This window comes from Mesorhizobium sp. M0340 (genome assembly GCF_040321535.1).
Taxonomy (GTDB): Bacteria; Pseudomonadota; Alphaproteobacteria; order Rhizobiales; family Rhizobiaceae; genus Mesorhizobium.
The window spans coordinates 39,260-55,469 of record NZ_JAMYRR010000016.1 but is presented as its reverse complement, the minus strand read 5'-3'; the positions used below and the strand labels follow the sequence as shown (position 1 = coordinate 55,469).

The 16,210-nt window shown below is 62.4% G+C and carries 13 protein-coding genes; 1 reads left to right on the top strand and 12 read right to left on the bottom strand.

Features of this window, described 5'->3' with window-relative positions:
- Nucleotides 1-3 precede the first annotated feature (3 nt).
- Genes NKI79_RS22065 through NKI79_RS22050 form a run of 4 tightly spaced genes read right to left on the bottom strand, consistent with a single transcriptional unit; the run spans nt 4 to nt 3,533 of the window.
- Nucleotides 4-924, bottom strand: a complete 921-nt coding sequence (locus NKI79_RS22065) for an ABC transporter permease (protein WP_352804407.1) — start codon at nt 922-924, stop codon at nt 4-6.
- Nucleotides 921-1,787, bottom strand: a complete 867-nt coding sequence (locus NKI79_RS22060; RefSeq protein WP_254818659.1) for an ABC transporter permease — start codon at nt 1,785-1,787, stop codon at nt 921-923. The genes NKI79_RS22065 and NKI79_RS22060 overlap by 4 nt, the downstream gene beginning before the upstream one ends.
- A 19-nt stretch (nt 1,788-1,806) precedes the next feature.
- Nucleotides 1,807-2,409, bottom strand: a complete 603-nt coding sequence (locus NKI79_RS22055) for an ANTAR domain-containing response regulator (RefSeq protein ID WP_352804405.1) — start codon at nt 2,407-2,409, stop codon at nt 1,807-1,809.
- Nucleotides 2,406-3,533: a transporter substrate-binding protein gene (locus tag NKI79_RS22050; protein WP_352804402.1), complete on the bottom strand. Its 1,128-nt coding sequence runs from the start codon at nt 3,531-3,533 to the stop codon at nt 2,406-2,408. The genes NKI79_RS22055 and NKI79_RS22050 overlap by 4 nt, the downstream gene beginning before the upstream one ends.
- A 517-nt stretch (nt 3,534-4,050) precedes the next feature.
- On the opposite strand from NKI79_RS22050, the gene NKI79_RS22045 reads away from it, so the two are divergent.
- Nucleotides 4,051-5,166, top strand: a complete 1,116-nt coding sequence (locus tag NKI79_RS22045; protein ID WP_352804399.1) for a hypothetical protein — start codon at nt 4,051-4,053, stop codon at nt 5,164-5,166.
- A gap of 47 nt (nt 5,167-5,213) precedes the next feature.
- On the opposite strand, the gene nadE is transcribed toward NKI79_RS22045, so the two are convergent.
- From nadE to NKI79_RS22005, 8 genes are all read right to left on the bottom strand, one after another.
- Nucleotides 5,214-6,221, bottom strand: a complete 1,008-nt coding sequence (nadE, locus tag NKI79_RS22040; protein WP_352804396.1) for an NAD(+) synthase — start codon at nt 6,219-6,221, stop codon at nt 5,214-5,216.
- Entirely contained in the window at nt 6,218-7,765 is a 1,548-nt protein-coding gene (locus tag NKI79_RS22035; RefSeq protein ID WP_352804393.1) for a class I adenylate-forming enzyme family protein, read from the bottom strand. The genes nadE and NKI79_RS22035 overlap by 4 nt, the downstream gene beginning before the upstream one ends.
- Nucleotides 7,766-7,787: 22 nt before the next feature.
- Nucleotides 7,788-8,051 carry an acyl carrier protein gene (locus tag NKI79_RS22030; protein WP_254818658.1) on the bottom strand — a complete coding sequence of 88 codons (264 nt, stop codon included), beginning with the start codon at nt 8,049-8,051 and terminating at the stop codon, nt 7,788-7,790.
- 19 nt (nt 8,052-8,070) lie between these two features.
- Nucleotides 8,071-10,008 carry an asparagine synthase (glutamine-hydrolyzing) gene (gene asnB, locus NKI79_RS22025; protein WP_352804390.1) on the bottom strand — a complete coding sequence of 646 codons (1,938 nt, stop codon included), beginning with the start codon at nt 10,006-10,008 and terminating at the stop codon, nt 8,071-8,073.
- A 182-nt stretch (nt 10,009-10,190) separates the two neighbouring features.
- A complete protein-coding gene (locus NKI79_RS22020) occupies nt 10,191-11,162 on the bottom strand; it encodes an NAD-dependent epimerase/dehydratase family protein (protein WP_352804387.1) in 972 nt (323 codons plus the stop codon).
- A 109-nt stretch (nt 11,163-11,271) separates the two neighbouring features.
- Nucleotides 11,272-14,730: a chromosome segregation protein SMC gene (smc, locus tag NKI79_RS22015; protein ID WP_352804384.1), complete on the bottom strand. Its 3,459-nt coding sequence runs from the start codon at nt 14,728-14,730 to the stop codon at nt 11,272-11,274.
- Nucleotides 14,731-14,847: 117 nt separating this feature from the next.
- Nucleotides 14,848-15,576, bottom strand: coding sequence for a DsbA family protein (locus NKI79_RS22010; protein ID WP_254818473.1), 729 nt, complete (start codon nt 15,574-15,576; stop codon nt 14,848-14,850).
- A 129-nt stretch (nt 15,577-15,705) separates the two neighbouring features.
- Nucleotides 15,706-16,206, bottom strand: coding sequence for a DUF721 domain-containing protein (locus tag NKI79_RS22005; RefSeq protein WP_352645944.1), 501 nt, complete (start codon nt 16,204-16,206; stop codon nt 15,706-15,708).
- Between the last annotated feature and the right edge of the window lie 4 nt (nt 16,207-16,210).

Genomic DNA, 16,210 nt, shown 5'->3' with positions numbered 1-16,210 from the left:
TTTTCATCTGAGCTTGATGCGTGGGTCGATGAACGGTGCGACAGTGTCGGCCAGGAGATTGCCGAGCACGATGGCAAAGGCCGAAACCAGGGTGACCCCCATGATGATCGGAATGTCGATGCGCTGAATGGCCTGCCAGGCTAGCTGGCCGATGCCTGGCCAGCCGAACACGCTTTCGACAACCACGATGCCGCCCATGAAGATGCCGATATCGATGCCGATCATGGCGATGACCGGCAGGATGGCGTTGGGCAGCGCGTGCCGGAAGATAATGGCGCTGCGTGCAAGACCCTTGGCACGCGCGGTACGCACGTAATCCTGGCGCAGCACGTCGATCATCGACGAGCGCATCATGCGGGCGTACCAGCCGGCGCCAAGAATTCCCATGGTCAGCGACGGCAGCACCAGATGACGCCAGGTGCCGTAACCGCCGATCGGGAACCAGCCGAGCCGTACCGCGAATACATAAAGCAGCAGCAGGCCGACGACGAACTGCGGCGCCGAGACGCCGACGAAGGAGGCGACCATCAGCGACTGGTCGGTGGCGGTGCCACGCTTTACGGCGGCGATGAGGCCCATCGTCAGCCCGATCACCACTTCGCAAGCAATGGCGCCGACCATCAGCAGCAGGCTTGCCGGCAGCCGCGAGACGATAAGCTCCGTGACCTCCGAGCGCTGAATGTAGGAGCGGCCCAGATCGCCGCTGAGAAGGCTGGTCAGGTAGTGCCAGTACTGGACGACAAAGGGCTGGTCGAGACCGAGCTGCCGGCGGATGCTCTCGACCGTCTCGGGCGTTGCGCTGCGGCCGGCGATCTGGCGAACAGGATCGGCGGGCAGCAGATAGAGCAGCGCAAAGGTGATCAGGGAGACGCCGAGCAAGATGAGCACCGACTGGACAACGCGGCGGCCGAGATAGGCGATCATGCCCGCCCCCTTTGCGTCGGATCGAGGATGTCGCGCAGCGCATCGCCGACCAGGTTAAAGGCTAGCGCCAGCGCCAGGATCGCCGCACCCGGAAAGAAAACCAGCCAGGGCGCTGCCTGAAAATAGGTTTGATTTTCGAAGATGATGTTGCCCCAGGAAGCAGTCGGCGGTTGCACGCCGATGCCGAGATAGCTGAGCGTCGCTTCCAGAAGCACCGTCGTCGAGATGCCGAGCGTGCCCCAGACGATGATCGTCGGCAAAAGGTGGGGCAGGATATGGCGAAACAGGATACGTGGAGCGCTTGCGCCGATGGTGCGCTCGGCATCGATGAACTCGCGCTCGGAGAGCGAACTTGTCTCGGTGTAGATGACGCGGGCGGTCTGCACCCAGTTCACCAATGCGATCACCATGGCGACGATCCACAGGCTCGGCTGGAGCACTGCCGCCAGGCAGATGGCGAGCAGCAGCGCCGGGAAAGCCATCATCAAATCGGTGAAGCGCATAAGCGCGCTGCCGATCCAGCCGCGGAAATAGCCGGCGGTGATGCCGACCAGCGTGCCGATCAGAAGCGCCACGCCATTGGCGACGATGCCGATGATCAGCGACGTGCGCGCGCCGAATAGGAGACGGGTCAGCAGGTCGCGGCCAAGCAGGTCGGTGCCTAGCCAGAACTGGGCTCCCGGCGGCAGTGGCGCGCCTTCAAGCGTGAGTCCGTCGAACATCTGCTCGTTCGGATCGTAGCCTGTCAGCCACGGTGCAAGAATGGCGCCCGCCAAGACAAGGGCAATAATCCCGAGGCCGAGCAAAGCGAGAGGCCGTTTTAGCAGACGTCGCCAGACGCCGGCGCGAGGCTTGGCTGGCATACGCCCGGCAGCTGAAAGCTCAGGCGCGATCGGATTGGTCATCGTCGCCTTCTTCTTGTGTCATCGCCACGATCCTGCGCGCGGCTTCCTCGACGCTGATTTGCCAGCCCATCGCCAGCGAGCGGAGCTGCGCATAGGCACGGCCGTCCTCCACGCCCTTCGACAAGGCCTCCACCGCGCGTACGATGGTCTGGCGCTCCGCGACCCGCTGACGAAGCGAGGCGATCTCGCCGGCCAGAAGCTTGCGCGCCTCGAAACTCTGCCTTGCGATCAAAAGCGCGCTATAGACGCCGGCATTGCCGACCGGTTTCAGCAATTGGGCATCGGCCTTGTGCGACAGTGCCCATTCGACACGCCCCGGCGCCTCGGACCCGATCAGCGCTATCAGCGGCATCGGGGCCTCGCCCGGCTTCCACGGAAATTGCTCGTCAAAGCCGAGGTCGACGTCGAAGAAGACGAAGTCCGCCGCCAAGGCTTCGGCCGGCAGTTCCGGCCAGAAGCCAATCGCCTCAAGGCCGATGGCCGACAATTGTCTTGTGATCGCCTGCACGGTCGGATGTGGACGATGCAGGACAAAAGCCCTGGCGCCTCCAAGGTTCGGGATACGCGCCATCTTGCTCACGACACCACCCGCAGGCGTGGCCGCCCGAACGTCTCCGTCCGGTCATAGCGGGAAAGGTAGGGATCGGGTGCCACGCCCTTCGTCAGCGTGACCGTTTTGAACGATGTTCCATCGATACGTCCGATCTGCACTGGCAACGTAGCATGCTGGGTTTGCGGGTCGATGGCGATGTCGCCCAGCGGTGTTCGAAATGATGTTCCGGCAAAGACCTTGGGAAGGTCCATCCATTGTGCACCGGGGTTGCGGGTGAGTATCTCTGCGAGCGTACGCACCGAGGCATAAGCAGCCGCCTCGAAGGATGAGGCAGGCATAACGGAAGACACTGAAGCCGCTCCGCGATCCGCCCCCGAGATGTCGTGAAAATAGGGCCCAACGGAAAGATGGCCATTGCCTGCCCCGTCGAGCGCCGGCAATTCGCATTCCGTGAGATTGCAGGACAGGATCGGGCAACGCTCCGGCCTGAAATGCGGGTCCCGCCGGCCAAGCTCGGCATAGGCGGCGATAAAGGCATAGGACGAAGGGCCGATGAGATTGTTCAGAATGAAATCAGGTCTCGTCGCCTGTACCTCCGCGATCAGCCGCGCAACGTCGACCTCGCCGAGCGGCAGATAGCGTTCGCCCAGCACCTTGCCGCCGGCGTCCGCAATCAGGTCGCGCGCCACACGGTTGGTCTCCCAACCCCAGATGTAGTTGGAACCGAGCAGGAAGCCGTCGGCGCCGAAACGAGGCACGACATAGGCAAGCAGCGGTACGAGATGCTGATTGGGGCAGGCGTGCGTGTAGACGACGTGTTCGTTGGCTTCGAAGCCCTCGTACGGGCAGGCGTACCACAGCGTGCCGCCTGCCCTTTCCAGGATTGGAATGACCTCCTTGCGGCTCCACGAGGTGACGCAGCCAATGATGTGACGCGCGCCACTGTTGGCGAGAATGTCCGCGCAGCCGCTTGCATACCGGTCGATGTTGCCCTGCGGGTCGCGCTCGACCGGGACGAATTCGAAGGGGACAGCGGGATCGGCATTGACGTCGGCGATGGCGTTCACCGCGCCCGCGCGGCAGGATTCGGACACCAGCCGGTAGTTGCCGGACCGCGAATAGAGAATGCCGATCTCGATATGCCGTTTCAAGCAAAGCCTCAAAATGACAATGCCCCGCAGCCACCGCCGCAAGGCGAGGCATACGAGGCATTCTTGCCGCCCGGCGGCCAGAGCCGGTATTTGTCCTCACCGTATTCCGCCCGCGCTCCCAGTCAAGAGCCGCCGCACGAAACTTTGGCTAGCCGCAACGGTTCGACGTGGAGCACGCGACTCACGCCGGTCGTATGGAGTCCGCTAGGAACCAAAATTGCTGATGCCCAAGTATGAGGCCCGGACAACCAGGTTCGCTACCATTCAAAGCAACGACTTTAATATCGGTTTACCTGAATCTGCTAGCAGCAATGACGCCGGTTTTTCGTCGGTCAAGCAAAGGGTTCACCTTGCCGCAGCAATTCAGCACTCCGTTCGGTCACCCGGGCGATCGCAACTGGCCGAGGTTGCACGGCTTCATGGGCGTCGAATTGGAACGCGCGCCCGATGTTCTCGTGCCTCGTGTCGCCTTGGCCCGGAAGCTCGGTGGGCGGAACTTTGGTGGCGGGAGCCGGGCTTGAGCGTCATTCGCGCCTTGCAAGGCGCCGATCTCCCAGCAGTCGCGAACATGTTTCAACGCGTGCTGTTGAAGGAAAGGACCGAAGCGCCGGCCTCTCTCGTGGAATACATGAAACGGTTTTATCTGGATGCGCCCGGTTGCGGAGATAGCCTCCGGTCGCTTGTCCACGTCAACGACGCCGGTCGTGTCTCCGGGTTTGTCGGTGTTCATGTGTTGCCGATGACGTTCAACGGCCGTCAAGTACGCGCCGCCATCTGTAGTTCGCTCATGGTCGAGGACCATGAGCACGACCCGCTGGCCGGCGCCCGCTTGCTGAAAGCTTACCTGGATGGTCCGCAGGACATCTCCTTCAGCGAGACGGCCAACGATATCTCCGTGAAATTGTGGACCCGGCTGCGCGGCGTGGTCCTGCCGCAATACAGCCTCGACTGGGTGCGTGTGATGCGGCCAGCGACCTTCATGCTCAGCCTTTCCGCCAATCGCATGGAGCTTGCCCGAGTGCTCAATCCGTTGGCGCGTGCCGTCGACCGATTCTATTGCAGGAGGATGACGTCCAGCGAACGGCGCTGGTCGGGTGTGGCGGCGGACGGGGCTGGTCACGGGGGATTTCGGATGTCCGAAATCGATAGCCACACATTTGCCAAGCTAATCGAGCCGTTTATCGCGCGTTTCGCGCTACGCCCGGAATGGACGGAAGACCAACTCGACCACATCCTGACCGATGCCGCACAAAAGCCGGATCTGGGCGAGCTTGTCTACGTTTGCGTGACGTCGCCAGTCGGCACCAATGTCGGCGCTTTCGCCTATTACGCACGGAAGTATGAAATTGGCCGCGTGCTGCAGATCCTCGCCCTGCCCGGCCAGGCGGGCTCCGTGATAGACTGCCTGATCGATCATGCCGCCGCGCGCGGCGTCAGCGGCCTGCGCGGACGTGTTCAACCTGCACTTCTAGAGGCGATGCTTGGACGACGCATCGCTTTCCTGACCGTTGCTTCAACGGTGGTGCATTCACGTGATCCAGAGCTGTTGGACGCCATGAAGAACTCACAAGTTTTCCTGAACGGGCTTGCGGGCGAGCAATGGAGCCGACTGATCGGGAGCCGTTTCAGCTAGAGCGGGATGCATGCAAATCGAACCGTGCACACCGCTCTACCTGTTTGTCAGGTGCCGATTTCCTCGACGACATCAACGAGTTGCGGACGCTGGTGCAGATAACGCGTCGCCCTGCGTTTGGCGATGATATCGGCCCAGACGCTTTCCACTTGTGTGGCGGCCAACCCCGCCGCCTCCCCAACTACCTCAGCCGCCACGCCGTTGTTGAGACCGTAAAGGCAAAGATCCATACGATCATAAGGAAGTGAAAAGTAAAACTCCTCCTGGGTCTGCGCCAGCGAGTAGGTATCGGTGGTCGGAGGCCGGTTAAGGATTTCCTCCGGAACACCGAGATGGGCCGCAAGCGCATAGACCTGCGTTTTATAGAGATGGGCGATCGGCTTGACGTCCGCGGCGCCGTCACCGTTCTTCACGAAGAAACCCTGATCGTATTCCAGCCGGTTCGGCGTTCCAAGAACGGCGAAGTTCAAGCGATCGGCATGATAGTATTCAATCTGCTTGCGGGTGCGTTGTTTCATATTGGTAGCGGCGACAACGCCGAGATAGACAGGCAGCGGCATTCTCAGTTTCGTCTGCTTGCCTTCCGGATCCTGCACCACCAGGGATGAGATGTTGTAACCCCCGCCCTCGAGCGCGTTCGCGATGACGATCTTCGAGGCCCAGCCTTCGCCGTATTCCGGGACCACTTCCCGGATGAAGGCGTCGCGACGCTTGTAGCAGCCCATTGCGCGCAGGATCGGCCCGATATCCTCCGTCACAGCCTCGACACCGAAAGTTTCGGCGACGAGGCGGCCGAGCCGCAGACTTTCAGGATCGGAATCGCTCTCCGGCATGAACAGGCAAAGCACATTCTTGGGCCCGACGGCTCGTGCCGCCAACGCGACCGACACGCTCGAATCGATCCCGCCCGAAAGACCGAGCACAAGGCCCCGCTTGCGAAGCCCGCGCAACTGCTGGCGCAGGGCCGTTACGATACGGTCCGTTTCGGTGATCAGGTCGATTGCCAGAGCCTGCGTCAGAAAGGTCCGCGCATCCTCGGTCGGGCGAACATTCATTGCGCGGCCTCCATGGTTTCTGCCGCAAGCCGACGGCTGACCTTGCCGGTATCGGTCTTCGGCAGCTCCCGGCGGAACTCGATGACTTTGGGGACCATGAAGTCCTCAAGGTGGCGTGCACAGTGACGTATGATATCCTTTTCGCTGAGCGCCGGGTCGGACCGCACGATAACTGCACCGATCGCATGCCCGAGCACGGGATCCGGCACACCGACAACCACCGCTTCCGCGATTCCCGGATGAGCGTGAAGCACGGCTTCCACTTCCTTGGGCGCCACCTTCTCTCCCCGCGACTTTATGATGTCGTCCTTGCGGCCGACGAAATAAAGAAAGCCTTCCTCGTCGGCCCTGAACAGATCGCCGGTGTAGAGAACCTTCTCCCAAGGGTTCGGACCCGGGCGCAGGGCTCGTGCTGTCGCAGCTTCGTTTCGCCAATAACCCTGCATGACGTGCGGCCCGCGAATGATCAGCTCGCCTGCTACGCCCGGCGGCACCCGTTGCCCGTGGTCGTCGACGACAAAGGCTTCGGTGTTCGGAATGGCTATTCCGACCGAGCCCGGCCGGCGGTCGAGCTCCTCGGGCGGCAGATAGGTGCAGCGCTTGCATTCCGTCAGGCCATACATCGAATAGAGCCTGACACCGGGGAAAAGGAACCGAAGGCGTTCTATGTGAGAGGGCGGCAAGGCAGCCGCCGTGTTGGAAATATAGCGAAGGCTGGGCAGGAAGCCCGGCGCCAGATCACGCATCTGCAGGATCATCGCTGCCATCGTGGGCACGAGCGGAAGCCCGGTGACTCGTTCCTGGCGGATGCGTTCAAAGACCGCCTGGGGAAAAGCGAAGGACTTCTCGAGCACGAGCGTGGCGCCGAGCCTGACGGCCATCAGCAACTGATAGAGGCCGTAGTCGAAGGCGAGCGGCAGAACATTCAAGATGATGTCGTCGGGCGAGTTGCGCAGATAAGTGGTGATGGAGTCGGCCGCCGCGTCGCAATTGCGGTGCGTCATCATCACACCCTTGGGCCGGCCGGTCGAGCCCGAGGTGTAGATCAACATCGCAAGATCGACGTCAATGCCGCGATGGTCAATCTCCCCGGCTTGAAACGTCAAGCAATCCGCCAGGGATGTGGCTCCTGCCGGGCATTGGTTATCGGCAGCAACGGTGGAAGCCACGAAGATACCGGTCTTGCCGGAGTATCTTGACGCCTCCGCAACCACCGGCATCAGTCTTGCTTGCGTGAGGATCGCGGCCGCATCGCAATCGGTGATGATGTAGGCCAGCTTTTCGGCCTTGGTGGATGCGTTGATCGGACTGAAAGTCGCGCCCGCTTTAAGAACCGCGAAAATCGAAACCGCAGCCTCCCAGCAATTGTCCATAAAGATCAGGACCCGGTCGTCGCGCCTGACGCCATTCATGAAAAGGGCGGTGGCCAGGCGGCTCGAGAGATCGTCCAGCTCTTCGTAGCACAGCCTTTTGTGCTCGGTGATCAATGCCGTTTTGGCTGGATGGGCAGCGGCTTTCGCCGTCAGAAAATGTTCGATTCGCACGGACGCTCCTCGCCGATGGCGCCTACGCAGCCAGCGCTTCTGCTTTTGCCTTGATGAAGGCTGAGATGCGGTCAATCGAATCCAGATTGGCCGGTACGATGTCGGCATCGACCATCGCTATGCCGAAATCATCCTCTATGAATGCCACGAGCTCCAACACGGCCGTCGAATCGATGATGCCGTTCTCGATCAGTGATGCGGAGTCCGCAAGCTCGTAGGACGTGTCGCCGAACAAGAAGTTGTCGACGATAAAGGTTTTGACCTTGTCCTTGATTGCTACCATGATTTTTCATTCCCTCGATTTCTCAGGCCGCTCGTGCTGCACCGACCTTTTCGCCGGTGAAAATCTTCTGCCACAGCTGCGTCGACAAAATGCCGACGAAAGCCGCATTGTCGCGGAATCCGGACGCGGGCTGCAAGCGGCATTTGTCGTGCAGGTTCGCCACCGCCTTGGCGTTGAATAGTCCTCCGGCGGCGATGCTTGCCTCGCTCAGCGAGTCGCGTACGTAGTCCAGTTCTCCGGGTCCAACGAAGGAGCGGGCTTCCGGCGCCCGGTAAGGCTGTTTGGTGCGCTCGCTGATGGCCGTCGGAAGCAGGTGCTTGGCAACTTTGCGCAGTATGTGTTTTTCCACCAGTCCCTTGAGCTTCATCTCCGGCGGAAGTCTTGCCGCAAACTCCACCAAGCGATGGTCAAGGAAGGGGAAACGCCCTTCGATACCATGCGCCATGGCCATGCGATCGCCCTGGCTGGAGAGGATGTAGCCCGGCAGGAGAAAGCGGGTTTCGAGATATTGCGCTTGATGCAGCGGATGCCACCGGGAAAACGCCTCAGGCAACCGGCCGGCCAGTTCCTCGGCTGGGTCATAGCCCTTCAATGTCGCACGCAGGTCACCGGAGAAAAACATCTTGGCCGCTGATGTGGTCTTGAAACGCGGCCGATGCGAGAACAGCGGATCGTCCAGGGCTGCGCTGCCGGTGCCGAAGAACGCGGCCAGGTACTCTACGGACTGCTGCTGCAGACCTGGCAGATAGGGATAAAGCTTCCGGAACAGCTGTGGTCTTATGCGCGACGCCGGCTGTCGTCCGCAGAAACGGCGAACCCGCGCTTCCTTGAAGACATCATAGCCGGCAAAGACTTCGTCGGCGCCCTCGCCTGTCAGCACCACTTTCAAACCGGCCTGGCGGACGAGGCCGGACAGTTGATAGAGGGGGGCCGGGGCGGTGCGGATGATCGGTCGCTCGGTAAAGCGGATGACTTCGGGAAACACGCCAGCGATATCACCGGCACGACAGGCTATGGTTCGATGGCGCGTGCCAAGTGCTGACGCCATTTCGGTCTGGAAGGCGCTTTCGTCATGCTCGGCGCTGTCGAACGTTACGGAAAATGTCTGCAGCTTAAAAGGAGTCATACCGGCCGCGAGTGCCGAAACGAGGGATGAATCGAGCCCGCCCGAAAGGTAAGAACCGACCGGCACGTCAGCGCGCATGCGAAGCCTCACCGCGTCGGTCAAAAGGGCCTGCAGTTCTTCGGCGGCGTTGTCCTCATTGGTGATCTTCGATGGCGCGTCTCGATGAGGATAGTCCAGATGCCAGTATGGATTGACCGTCACTTGCCCCTGTGTCGCGATCATCACGCTTGCCGGCTCCAGCTCGTGGATATCGCGGAAAGCCGTGCGTGGAGCGATCGGCGCCCACAGCGTAAAGATCTGGTCGAGTGCAATCGGATCGATTTCGGCAGAGATGCCGGGTACCTTCAGCAGGGCTTTTATCTCGGACGCAAAGTAGAGCACGCCGTCCTTGCTGGTGTAGAACAGCGGCCTAACACCCATGCGGTCTCTTGCAAGCACCATCCGCCGCCGCCGGTTGTCCCAAATCGCGAAGGCGAAATCACCGTTCAGGAGCGGCAGGCAGTCTTCGCCCATCTCCTCATACAGCTGCAGGAGAACTTCGGTGTCGCTCGAGGTGCGGAAGCGTCGGCCCTTGGCCAGCAGCCCTTCGCGCAATTCCACGTAATTGAAAATCTCGCCGTTGAACGCAATCGTCAAATTGCCGGTTTCGTCGGACATCGGCTGCTGGCCATCACCAATCCCGATCACCGACAGCCGCGCATGCCCGAGTCCAGCCTCGGGCGCTACGAATTTGCCTTGTTCATCCGGTCCGCGATGGGCGATCGCGGACGTCATGCGCGCAAGCAAAGCTTCCGCATCCCGGACTGAACCGAAATAGCCCCCGAATCCGCACATCCACACAGCTCATATTGAACAGCAAGCCACGAAACATAGCGGTCATAAGCGCCTCAAAGGTTAATCGGATACCTTTCAGCGAGCATGTGGTTAACAGGATGTTAGGACAAAATGATGCTTTTGCGGACCGATGTGCCCACTCCAGGTGTCCCGCTTGAAGGCCTCACGGCGAGTGGTGCAAATCACTGCTTCGAGTACGGCCGGTACCAGTCGACAAACTTCTTCAGCCCGTCCTCTATCGAAACGCTAGGCCTGAAGCCGAAATCCCGCTCCAGCGCGGTCATGTCGGCGTAAGTCTTCTCGACGTCGCTCGCCTGCATCGGCTCGTTGTGGCGGATTGCCTTGACCTCGAGCAGCCTTTCCAGAATGTCGATGAAGTCGCCCAGGCGCACCGGCCGGTTGTTGCCGACATTGTAAAGCCTGTTCGGCGGAACGTCAGCTGACGGCGGCTTGTCGAGCACGGCGACGACCGCCTTGACGACGTCGTCTATGTAGGTGAAATCGCGCCACATTTCGCCATTGTTGAAAACCCGGATCGGCTTGCCCTCGAGCATCGCCCGGGTGAACATCCAATAGGCCATGTCGGGGCGGCCCCAGGGACCATAGACCGTGAAAAACCGCAGGCCGGTCTGCGGTATGCCGAACAGATGGGCGTAGGTGTGGCTCATCAACTCATCGGTTTTCTTGGTGGCGGCGTAGAGCGAAACGGGCTTGTCGACCTGATCGGCTTCGCTGAACGGCACGCTGCGGTTGCCGCCATACACCGAGCTCGACGAGGCATAGACCAGATGCTCGAATGCCGGTTCGGCGCGACAGAATTCGAGCACTTCGAGGTGGCCCATGACATTGGAGCGGACATAGAGGCGCGGATTGTCGAGTGAGTGACGCACGCCGGCCTGCGCGGCGAGATGCACGATCCTGACGATGCCTTGCCCGGCCAGAGCAGCCGCAAGGGCGCCCTGTTCGGCAATATCGAGCTGGTGGAACGAAAAATCCTTGCGGGGCAGAAGGTGGGCAAGCCGCCCCTTTTTGAGCGCCAGGTCGTAATAGTCGTTCATGTTGTCGACGCCGACGACCGCTTCTCCCCGGTCGAGCAGATGATGGCAAACGTGACTGCCAATGAACCCCGCGGCTCCGGTGACAAGTATAGGCAACAAGCTTCTCCACGTGCACAGCCTGACGGGTATCTGGAGCGGCAGATCCAGCCCATTTCGTCGTGCTATAGTCGAAAGCCGAGGTGGAGACCACCACTAAGCTGATGCGTCAGCTTGCCTCGCGCATGGCCTCAGCCGCCTGCAGGTCAACCGACACCAGTTGGCTGACGCCTTGCTCGGCCATGGTTACCCCGAACAGCCGGTCCATGCGCGCCATCGTGATCGGGTTGTGTGTGATGATGACGAAGCGCGTTTCGGTGGTTGCGGCCATTTCGTCCATCAGATTGCAGAAGCGTTCGACATTGTGGTCGTCGAGCGGCGCGTCGACTTCATCGAGCACGCAGATCGGCGCCGGGTTGGTCAGGAACACGGCGAAGATCAGCGACATCGCCGTCAACGCCTGCTCGCCGCCGGACAGCAACGTCATCGTCTGCGGCTTCTTGCCGGGCGGTCGCGCCAGGATCTCGAGCCCGGCTTCGAGCGGATCGTCGGACTCGATCAGTTGCAGCTCGGCGGTGCCGCCGCCGAACAGATGCGAAAACAGCCGTTGAAAATGGCCGTTAACCACCTCGAAGGCAGCGAGCAGCCGCTCGCGGCCTTCACGGTTCAGGCTGTGGATCGCCTGCCGCAGCTTACGGATCGCCTCGATGATGTCGTCGCGCTCGGAAACGATGGTCTCCAGCCGGTCCGACAGTTCCTTCTGCTCTTCCTCGGCGCGCAAATTGACGGCGCCCAACCGTTCGCGCTCGACCTTCAGCCGGTCGAGCTGACGCTCGATCTCGGCCATTTCGGGCATCGGGCTGTCGGGTTCGAGGCCGGTGTGGCGGATCACCAGATGCGGCGGCGTGTTCAGCGTTTCCTGGATGCGCGCTTCGACTTCCAGCCGACGCTCGTCGGCGGCGGTCAGCCGCTCTTCGGCGCGAACACGCGTTTCGCGCGCTTCAGCGAGCGATTGGATGGCAGCGGTCGCAGCCTTGTCCAGCTCGGACTGCCGGTTCTCCGCTTCCTGCAAGCGGTCGCCGGCAGCCTTGCGCAGGCTTTCGGCCTCGGCGAGCTGCGACAGCAAGGCGCGCCGCTTGGCGTCGATCTCGTCGGGGGCGTCGGCCAGCCGCTCGCGCTCGGCCTCGGCCTCGGCCTTGCGTTCGCCGAGCGCCGTGATCTGCGTCGACGCGTTTTCGGCGCGCTCCACCCAGTTGCGCCGTTCCGCGCCGATGGCGTCGAGCCGGCGCGCACGTGCCTCGGCTTCCCGCTTCAGGCCCTCGTGAACGGCGCGCGCATCGGCAAGGGCGGCGCGGTCGCGGGCGACGTTGGCGGCCGACTGGTCGAGTTGCGACTGCAGATCGCCGAGATCGGGCGCGTCCTGCAGCAGCATTTCCGCCTCGACGAATGCTGTCGCCGTTTCCTCATGGCTGTCGACAATGCGGGCACGCGCCTCGTCAAGTGCTGCACGCCGGCTCGACAGTTCGCCGCCGGCCTTTTCGGCCTCGGCCAGCGCATTGCGAGCAGCGTCCAGCCCGTGCTGGGCGTCGCGCCCGGCCTGTCGAGCGGAGCGTTCGGCTTCGCTCGCCTGGGCAAGCGCCTGTTCGGCCCGGGCAAGAGCCTGTTCGGCGTCGCGCAGTATGCGGGTGGCATGGATCGCTTCGGCGTCGAGTTCGGCCAGCCGGTTTTTCTGCGCCAGCCGCTGCGCGGCGGCGGTCGGCGCATCGGCGCTGGCGGTAAAGCCGTCCCAGCGCCACAGCGCGCCTTCGCGGCTGACCAGCCGTTGACCGGGGGCCAGCAGCGTCTGCAGCCTTCTTCCGTCGGCGGCTTCGACAATGCCGATCTGGGCCAGCCGGCGGGCCAGCTGCGCCGGCGCGCGCACCACGCTGGCGAGGCTCTTTATACCTTCGGGCAACGCGGCGTCGCCGGGCTGGATTTCGCTCTGGCCCCAATGCACCGGCGCGCTGCGGTCGAGCGGCACGTCGAGATCTTCGCCAAGTGCGGCACCCAGCGCCGTCTCGTAGCCGCGCTCGACGCTGATCTGCTCCAGCACCGAGGGAAACAAGTCGCCGCTCGCAGCGTTGAGGATCTTGGCAAGCGTGCGGGCCTCGGTTTCGATCCGCGCCAGCTCGGCTTTTGCGTCCTGAACCGGTGGGCGGGCAGCACCTTCGCCCGCACGCGCCTCGGCGACCGCCCGTTCTGCTGCAATCGCTGCTGCCTCGGCCCCTTCGAGCAGTGCCAGCGCCTGTTCGACCAGCAGCCGCTTCTCGGCGGGATCGGGCAGGCCGGCGACCCTGGAGACGATCTCCGACAATTCGCCGTCGACATCTGCAAGCTGGCGGCCAAAGCGGTCGCGGCGCTCAGCGGTGTCGCGCAGCGTCCGTTCGATCTGGTTGCGCGAGGCGGCAGCCTCCGCCCGTTCGGCGGTCAGCGCGGCGAGCCTGGCCTCGCTAGAGGCAAGCGTCGATGCCGCCTGCTCGACAGCCGCGCGGGTGCTGGCCTCGCGCTCGGCGGCGCCGGCGTTTTCGGCGTTGAGCGCGGCTTCTTCGGCGGCGAGACGTTCGAGGATATCGGCATTGTCGCGGACCATGCGCTCCTCGCGGGCAAGGTCGCCATCAAGCTGTTGCAGTCGGCGGTCGAGCTCTGCCTGGCGGGCGCGGATGCGGCCTGCCTCTTCCTCGATCTGCGCCTTGGCGATCGACAGACGCTGGAAGGCTGCTGCGGCGGCGGCTTCCGCATCGCGCAGGTCCGGCAGCCGGTGGGCGTTGATGCCTTGTTCCCTGGCGGCAGCCATCTGGGCGGCGGCACGGTCGCCGACCAGCGCGGTGGCAATCGCCAGCGCCGAGCGCGCTTCGCCTTCCTGCGTCTTGGCCAGCGTCCAGCGAAGATGCAGCAGCGTCGCTTCGGCCTTGCGGATGTCGGCCGACAGGTTCTTGAAGCGCGAGGCTTGGCGGGCCTGGCGTTTCAGGCTTTCGATCTGGCTTTCCAGCTCGCCGACGACGTCGTCCAGCCTTTCGAGGTTCTGTTCCGCCGCCTTCAGCCGCAGCTCGGCTTCGTGGCGCCGTGTGTGCAGTCCGGAAATTCCGGCTGCCTCTTCCAGCAGCGCGCGGCGCGCCTGCGGCTTTGCCTGGATCAGCTCGCCGATGCGGCCCTGCCCGACCATCGATGGCGAACGCGCGCCGGTCGACTGGTCGGCGAACAGCAGCTGCACATCCTTGGCGCGGGCTTCCTTGCCGTTGATGCGGTAGAGCGAACCCGCCTCGCGTTCGATGCGGCGCGAAACCTGCAACTCGTCTGCATCATTGAAGGCCGAGGGCGCGCTACGGTCGCTGTTGTCGAGAAAAAGCGTGACTTCAGCGGTGTTGCGGGCCGGTCGTGTTCCGGAACCAGAAAAGATGACGTCGTCCATGCCGGACGCACGCATGTTCTTGTAGGAGCTTTCGCCCATAACCCAGCGCAGCGCCTCGACCAGGTTCGACTTGCCGCAGCCATTCGGCCCGACGATGCCGGTCAGGCCGCGTTCGATGACGAACTCGCCGGGTTCTACGAAGGATTTGAAGCCGAGCAGGCGAAGGCGCGAGAACTTCATTCGCGCCGGCCCATAGCCAAGTTTCGCAACACTGTTCCGGGGTTTTGCAAGGAGAACCCGCGGCAAAACAAAGAAGCGCGCACGCCGAAGCGACGCCGCTTCGGCGCTGCCGAAAGGTCAGAGCAGAGGGTCGATGATGGCCGACATTTCCGCAATCGACATCGCCCCTTTGTAGGTCTTTCCGTTGATGAAAAAGGTCGGTGTGGAATCGACCTTGAATTCGTCGGCGCCGCGCTTCTGGACGGATCTCACATCGTCCAGAAGTTTCTGGTCCGTCAAGCAGGCCTCGAAGGACTCCTGTGTAAAACCGGCAAGCTTGGCGATTTGCAGCAGTGCGTCCTTGGTATTGTTCACACCAACCCAGTTGGCCTGCTGCCTGAACAGAACGTCGACCATCGGGAAATAGTTGTCCTTGGAGCAGCGCGCCAGCATGAAACCGGCCTCGGCGCTGGGATCGAACGGAAACTCGCGCAGGATGTAACGGGCTTTGCCGGTGTCGATATATTTCGTCTTCAGCTCCGGAAAAGTGGTCTCGGCGAAATGCGCGCAATGCGGGCAGGTCATCGATGCATATTCGACGATAGTGACCTTTGCATCGTCCTTGCCGAGCTGCATGTCGGGCAGCGCGCCGGGCTTCAACAAGGCTGCCATATCCACCGTGCCCTGAGCTTCAGGCGCTTTGGCGGCGGCCGGAGCGGCCGGCTTCGCAGGTTCCGCCGGAGCCGCAGGCTTCACATCCTGCGCCTCGGCTTTCTCGCCCGAGTCGCTGCAGGCGGCAAGCAGGGCCGCCGCTGGTATTGCGGCCAGCGAAGTCAAAAGGTGTCTGCGGGACAAGGAACGAAGCATACGAATCACCTGGCAATAGTTGGATTTTGCAATGCAAAGGCTACAAAAAGCGAGAGTTGGCGCGAATTAAGGCATTACCGCCCCTATTCCAATCGCCAAATCCGGGCATACCATCACGATAGCGCGAGATCACGGCTTCTTTTGACCAAGAATGGTGGCGCCAAGCCGCTCCAACGAGGCGCGCAGCCCGTCGTCCTCGATCAAACCGACAGTGCCCGACAGCTTCGCCTTCTCCGCCACGGTCAGCGGCCGCAAACTGGATTTCGGCTTTTCCTTGCCCGCCATTACCGGCTTCTGCACGATCCTGATCCGGCCGATCGCATTGAAACCGAGAAACGCATTGACCCGGTTGATGATCTCGCCGGTCTCGTGCTGCAGATGCAGTGCCGCCACACCCTCGCAGGCAATTACCAGCACTGCCGGCTCGAACGGATCGTCCTCGTGCATGCGGCGCGGCCACTGGATCTTTTCCGGGCGCGAGCGGCCGGCAAGCCGCGGTCCGGCAATCTCTTCCCACGACTGGACCAGCCCGATCGACATGCCGGCCCGCTTGCGCAGCACCGGGTCGAGGATCTCGGTTGCGAGATCGCTCACCGGAACGGGATTGCCGAAGGGCCTTTTCCCTGCCATGTGC

Coding starts and splice junctions, on each gene's coding strand:
- NKI79_RS22065 (WP_352804407.1), bottom strand. CDS start 924: ATGATCGCCTATCTCGGCCGCCGCGTTGTCCAGTCGGTGCTCATCTTG.
- NKI79_RS22060 (WP_254818659.1), bottom strand. CDS start 1,787: ATGCCAGCCAAGCCTCGCGCCGGCGTCTGGCGACGTCTGCTAAAACGG.
- nadE (WP_352804396.1), bottom strand. CDS start 6,221: ATGAATGTTCGCCCGACCGAGGATGCGCGGACCTTTCTGACGCAGGCT.
- asnB (WP_352804390.1), bottom strand. CDS start 10,008: ATGTGCGGATTCGGGGGCTATTTCGGTTCAGTCCGGGATGCGGAAGCT.
- smc (WP_352804384.1), bottom strand. CDS start 14,730: ATGAAGTTCTCGCGCCTTCGCCTGCTCGGCTTCAAATCCTTCGTAGAA.
- NKI79_RS22010 (WP_254818473.1), bottom strand. CDS start 15,576: ATGCTTCGTTCCTTGTCCCGCAGACACCTTTTGACTTCGCTGGCCGCA.
- NKI79_RS22005 (WP_352645944.1), bottom strand. CDS start 16,206: ATGGCAGGGAAAAGGCCCTTCGGCAATCCCGTTCCGGTGAGCGATCTC.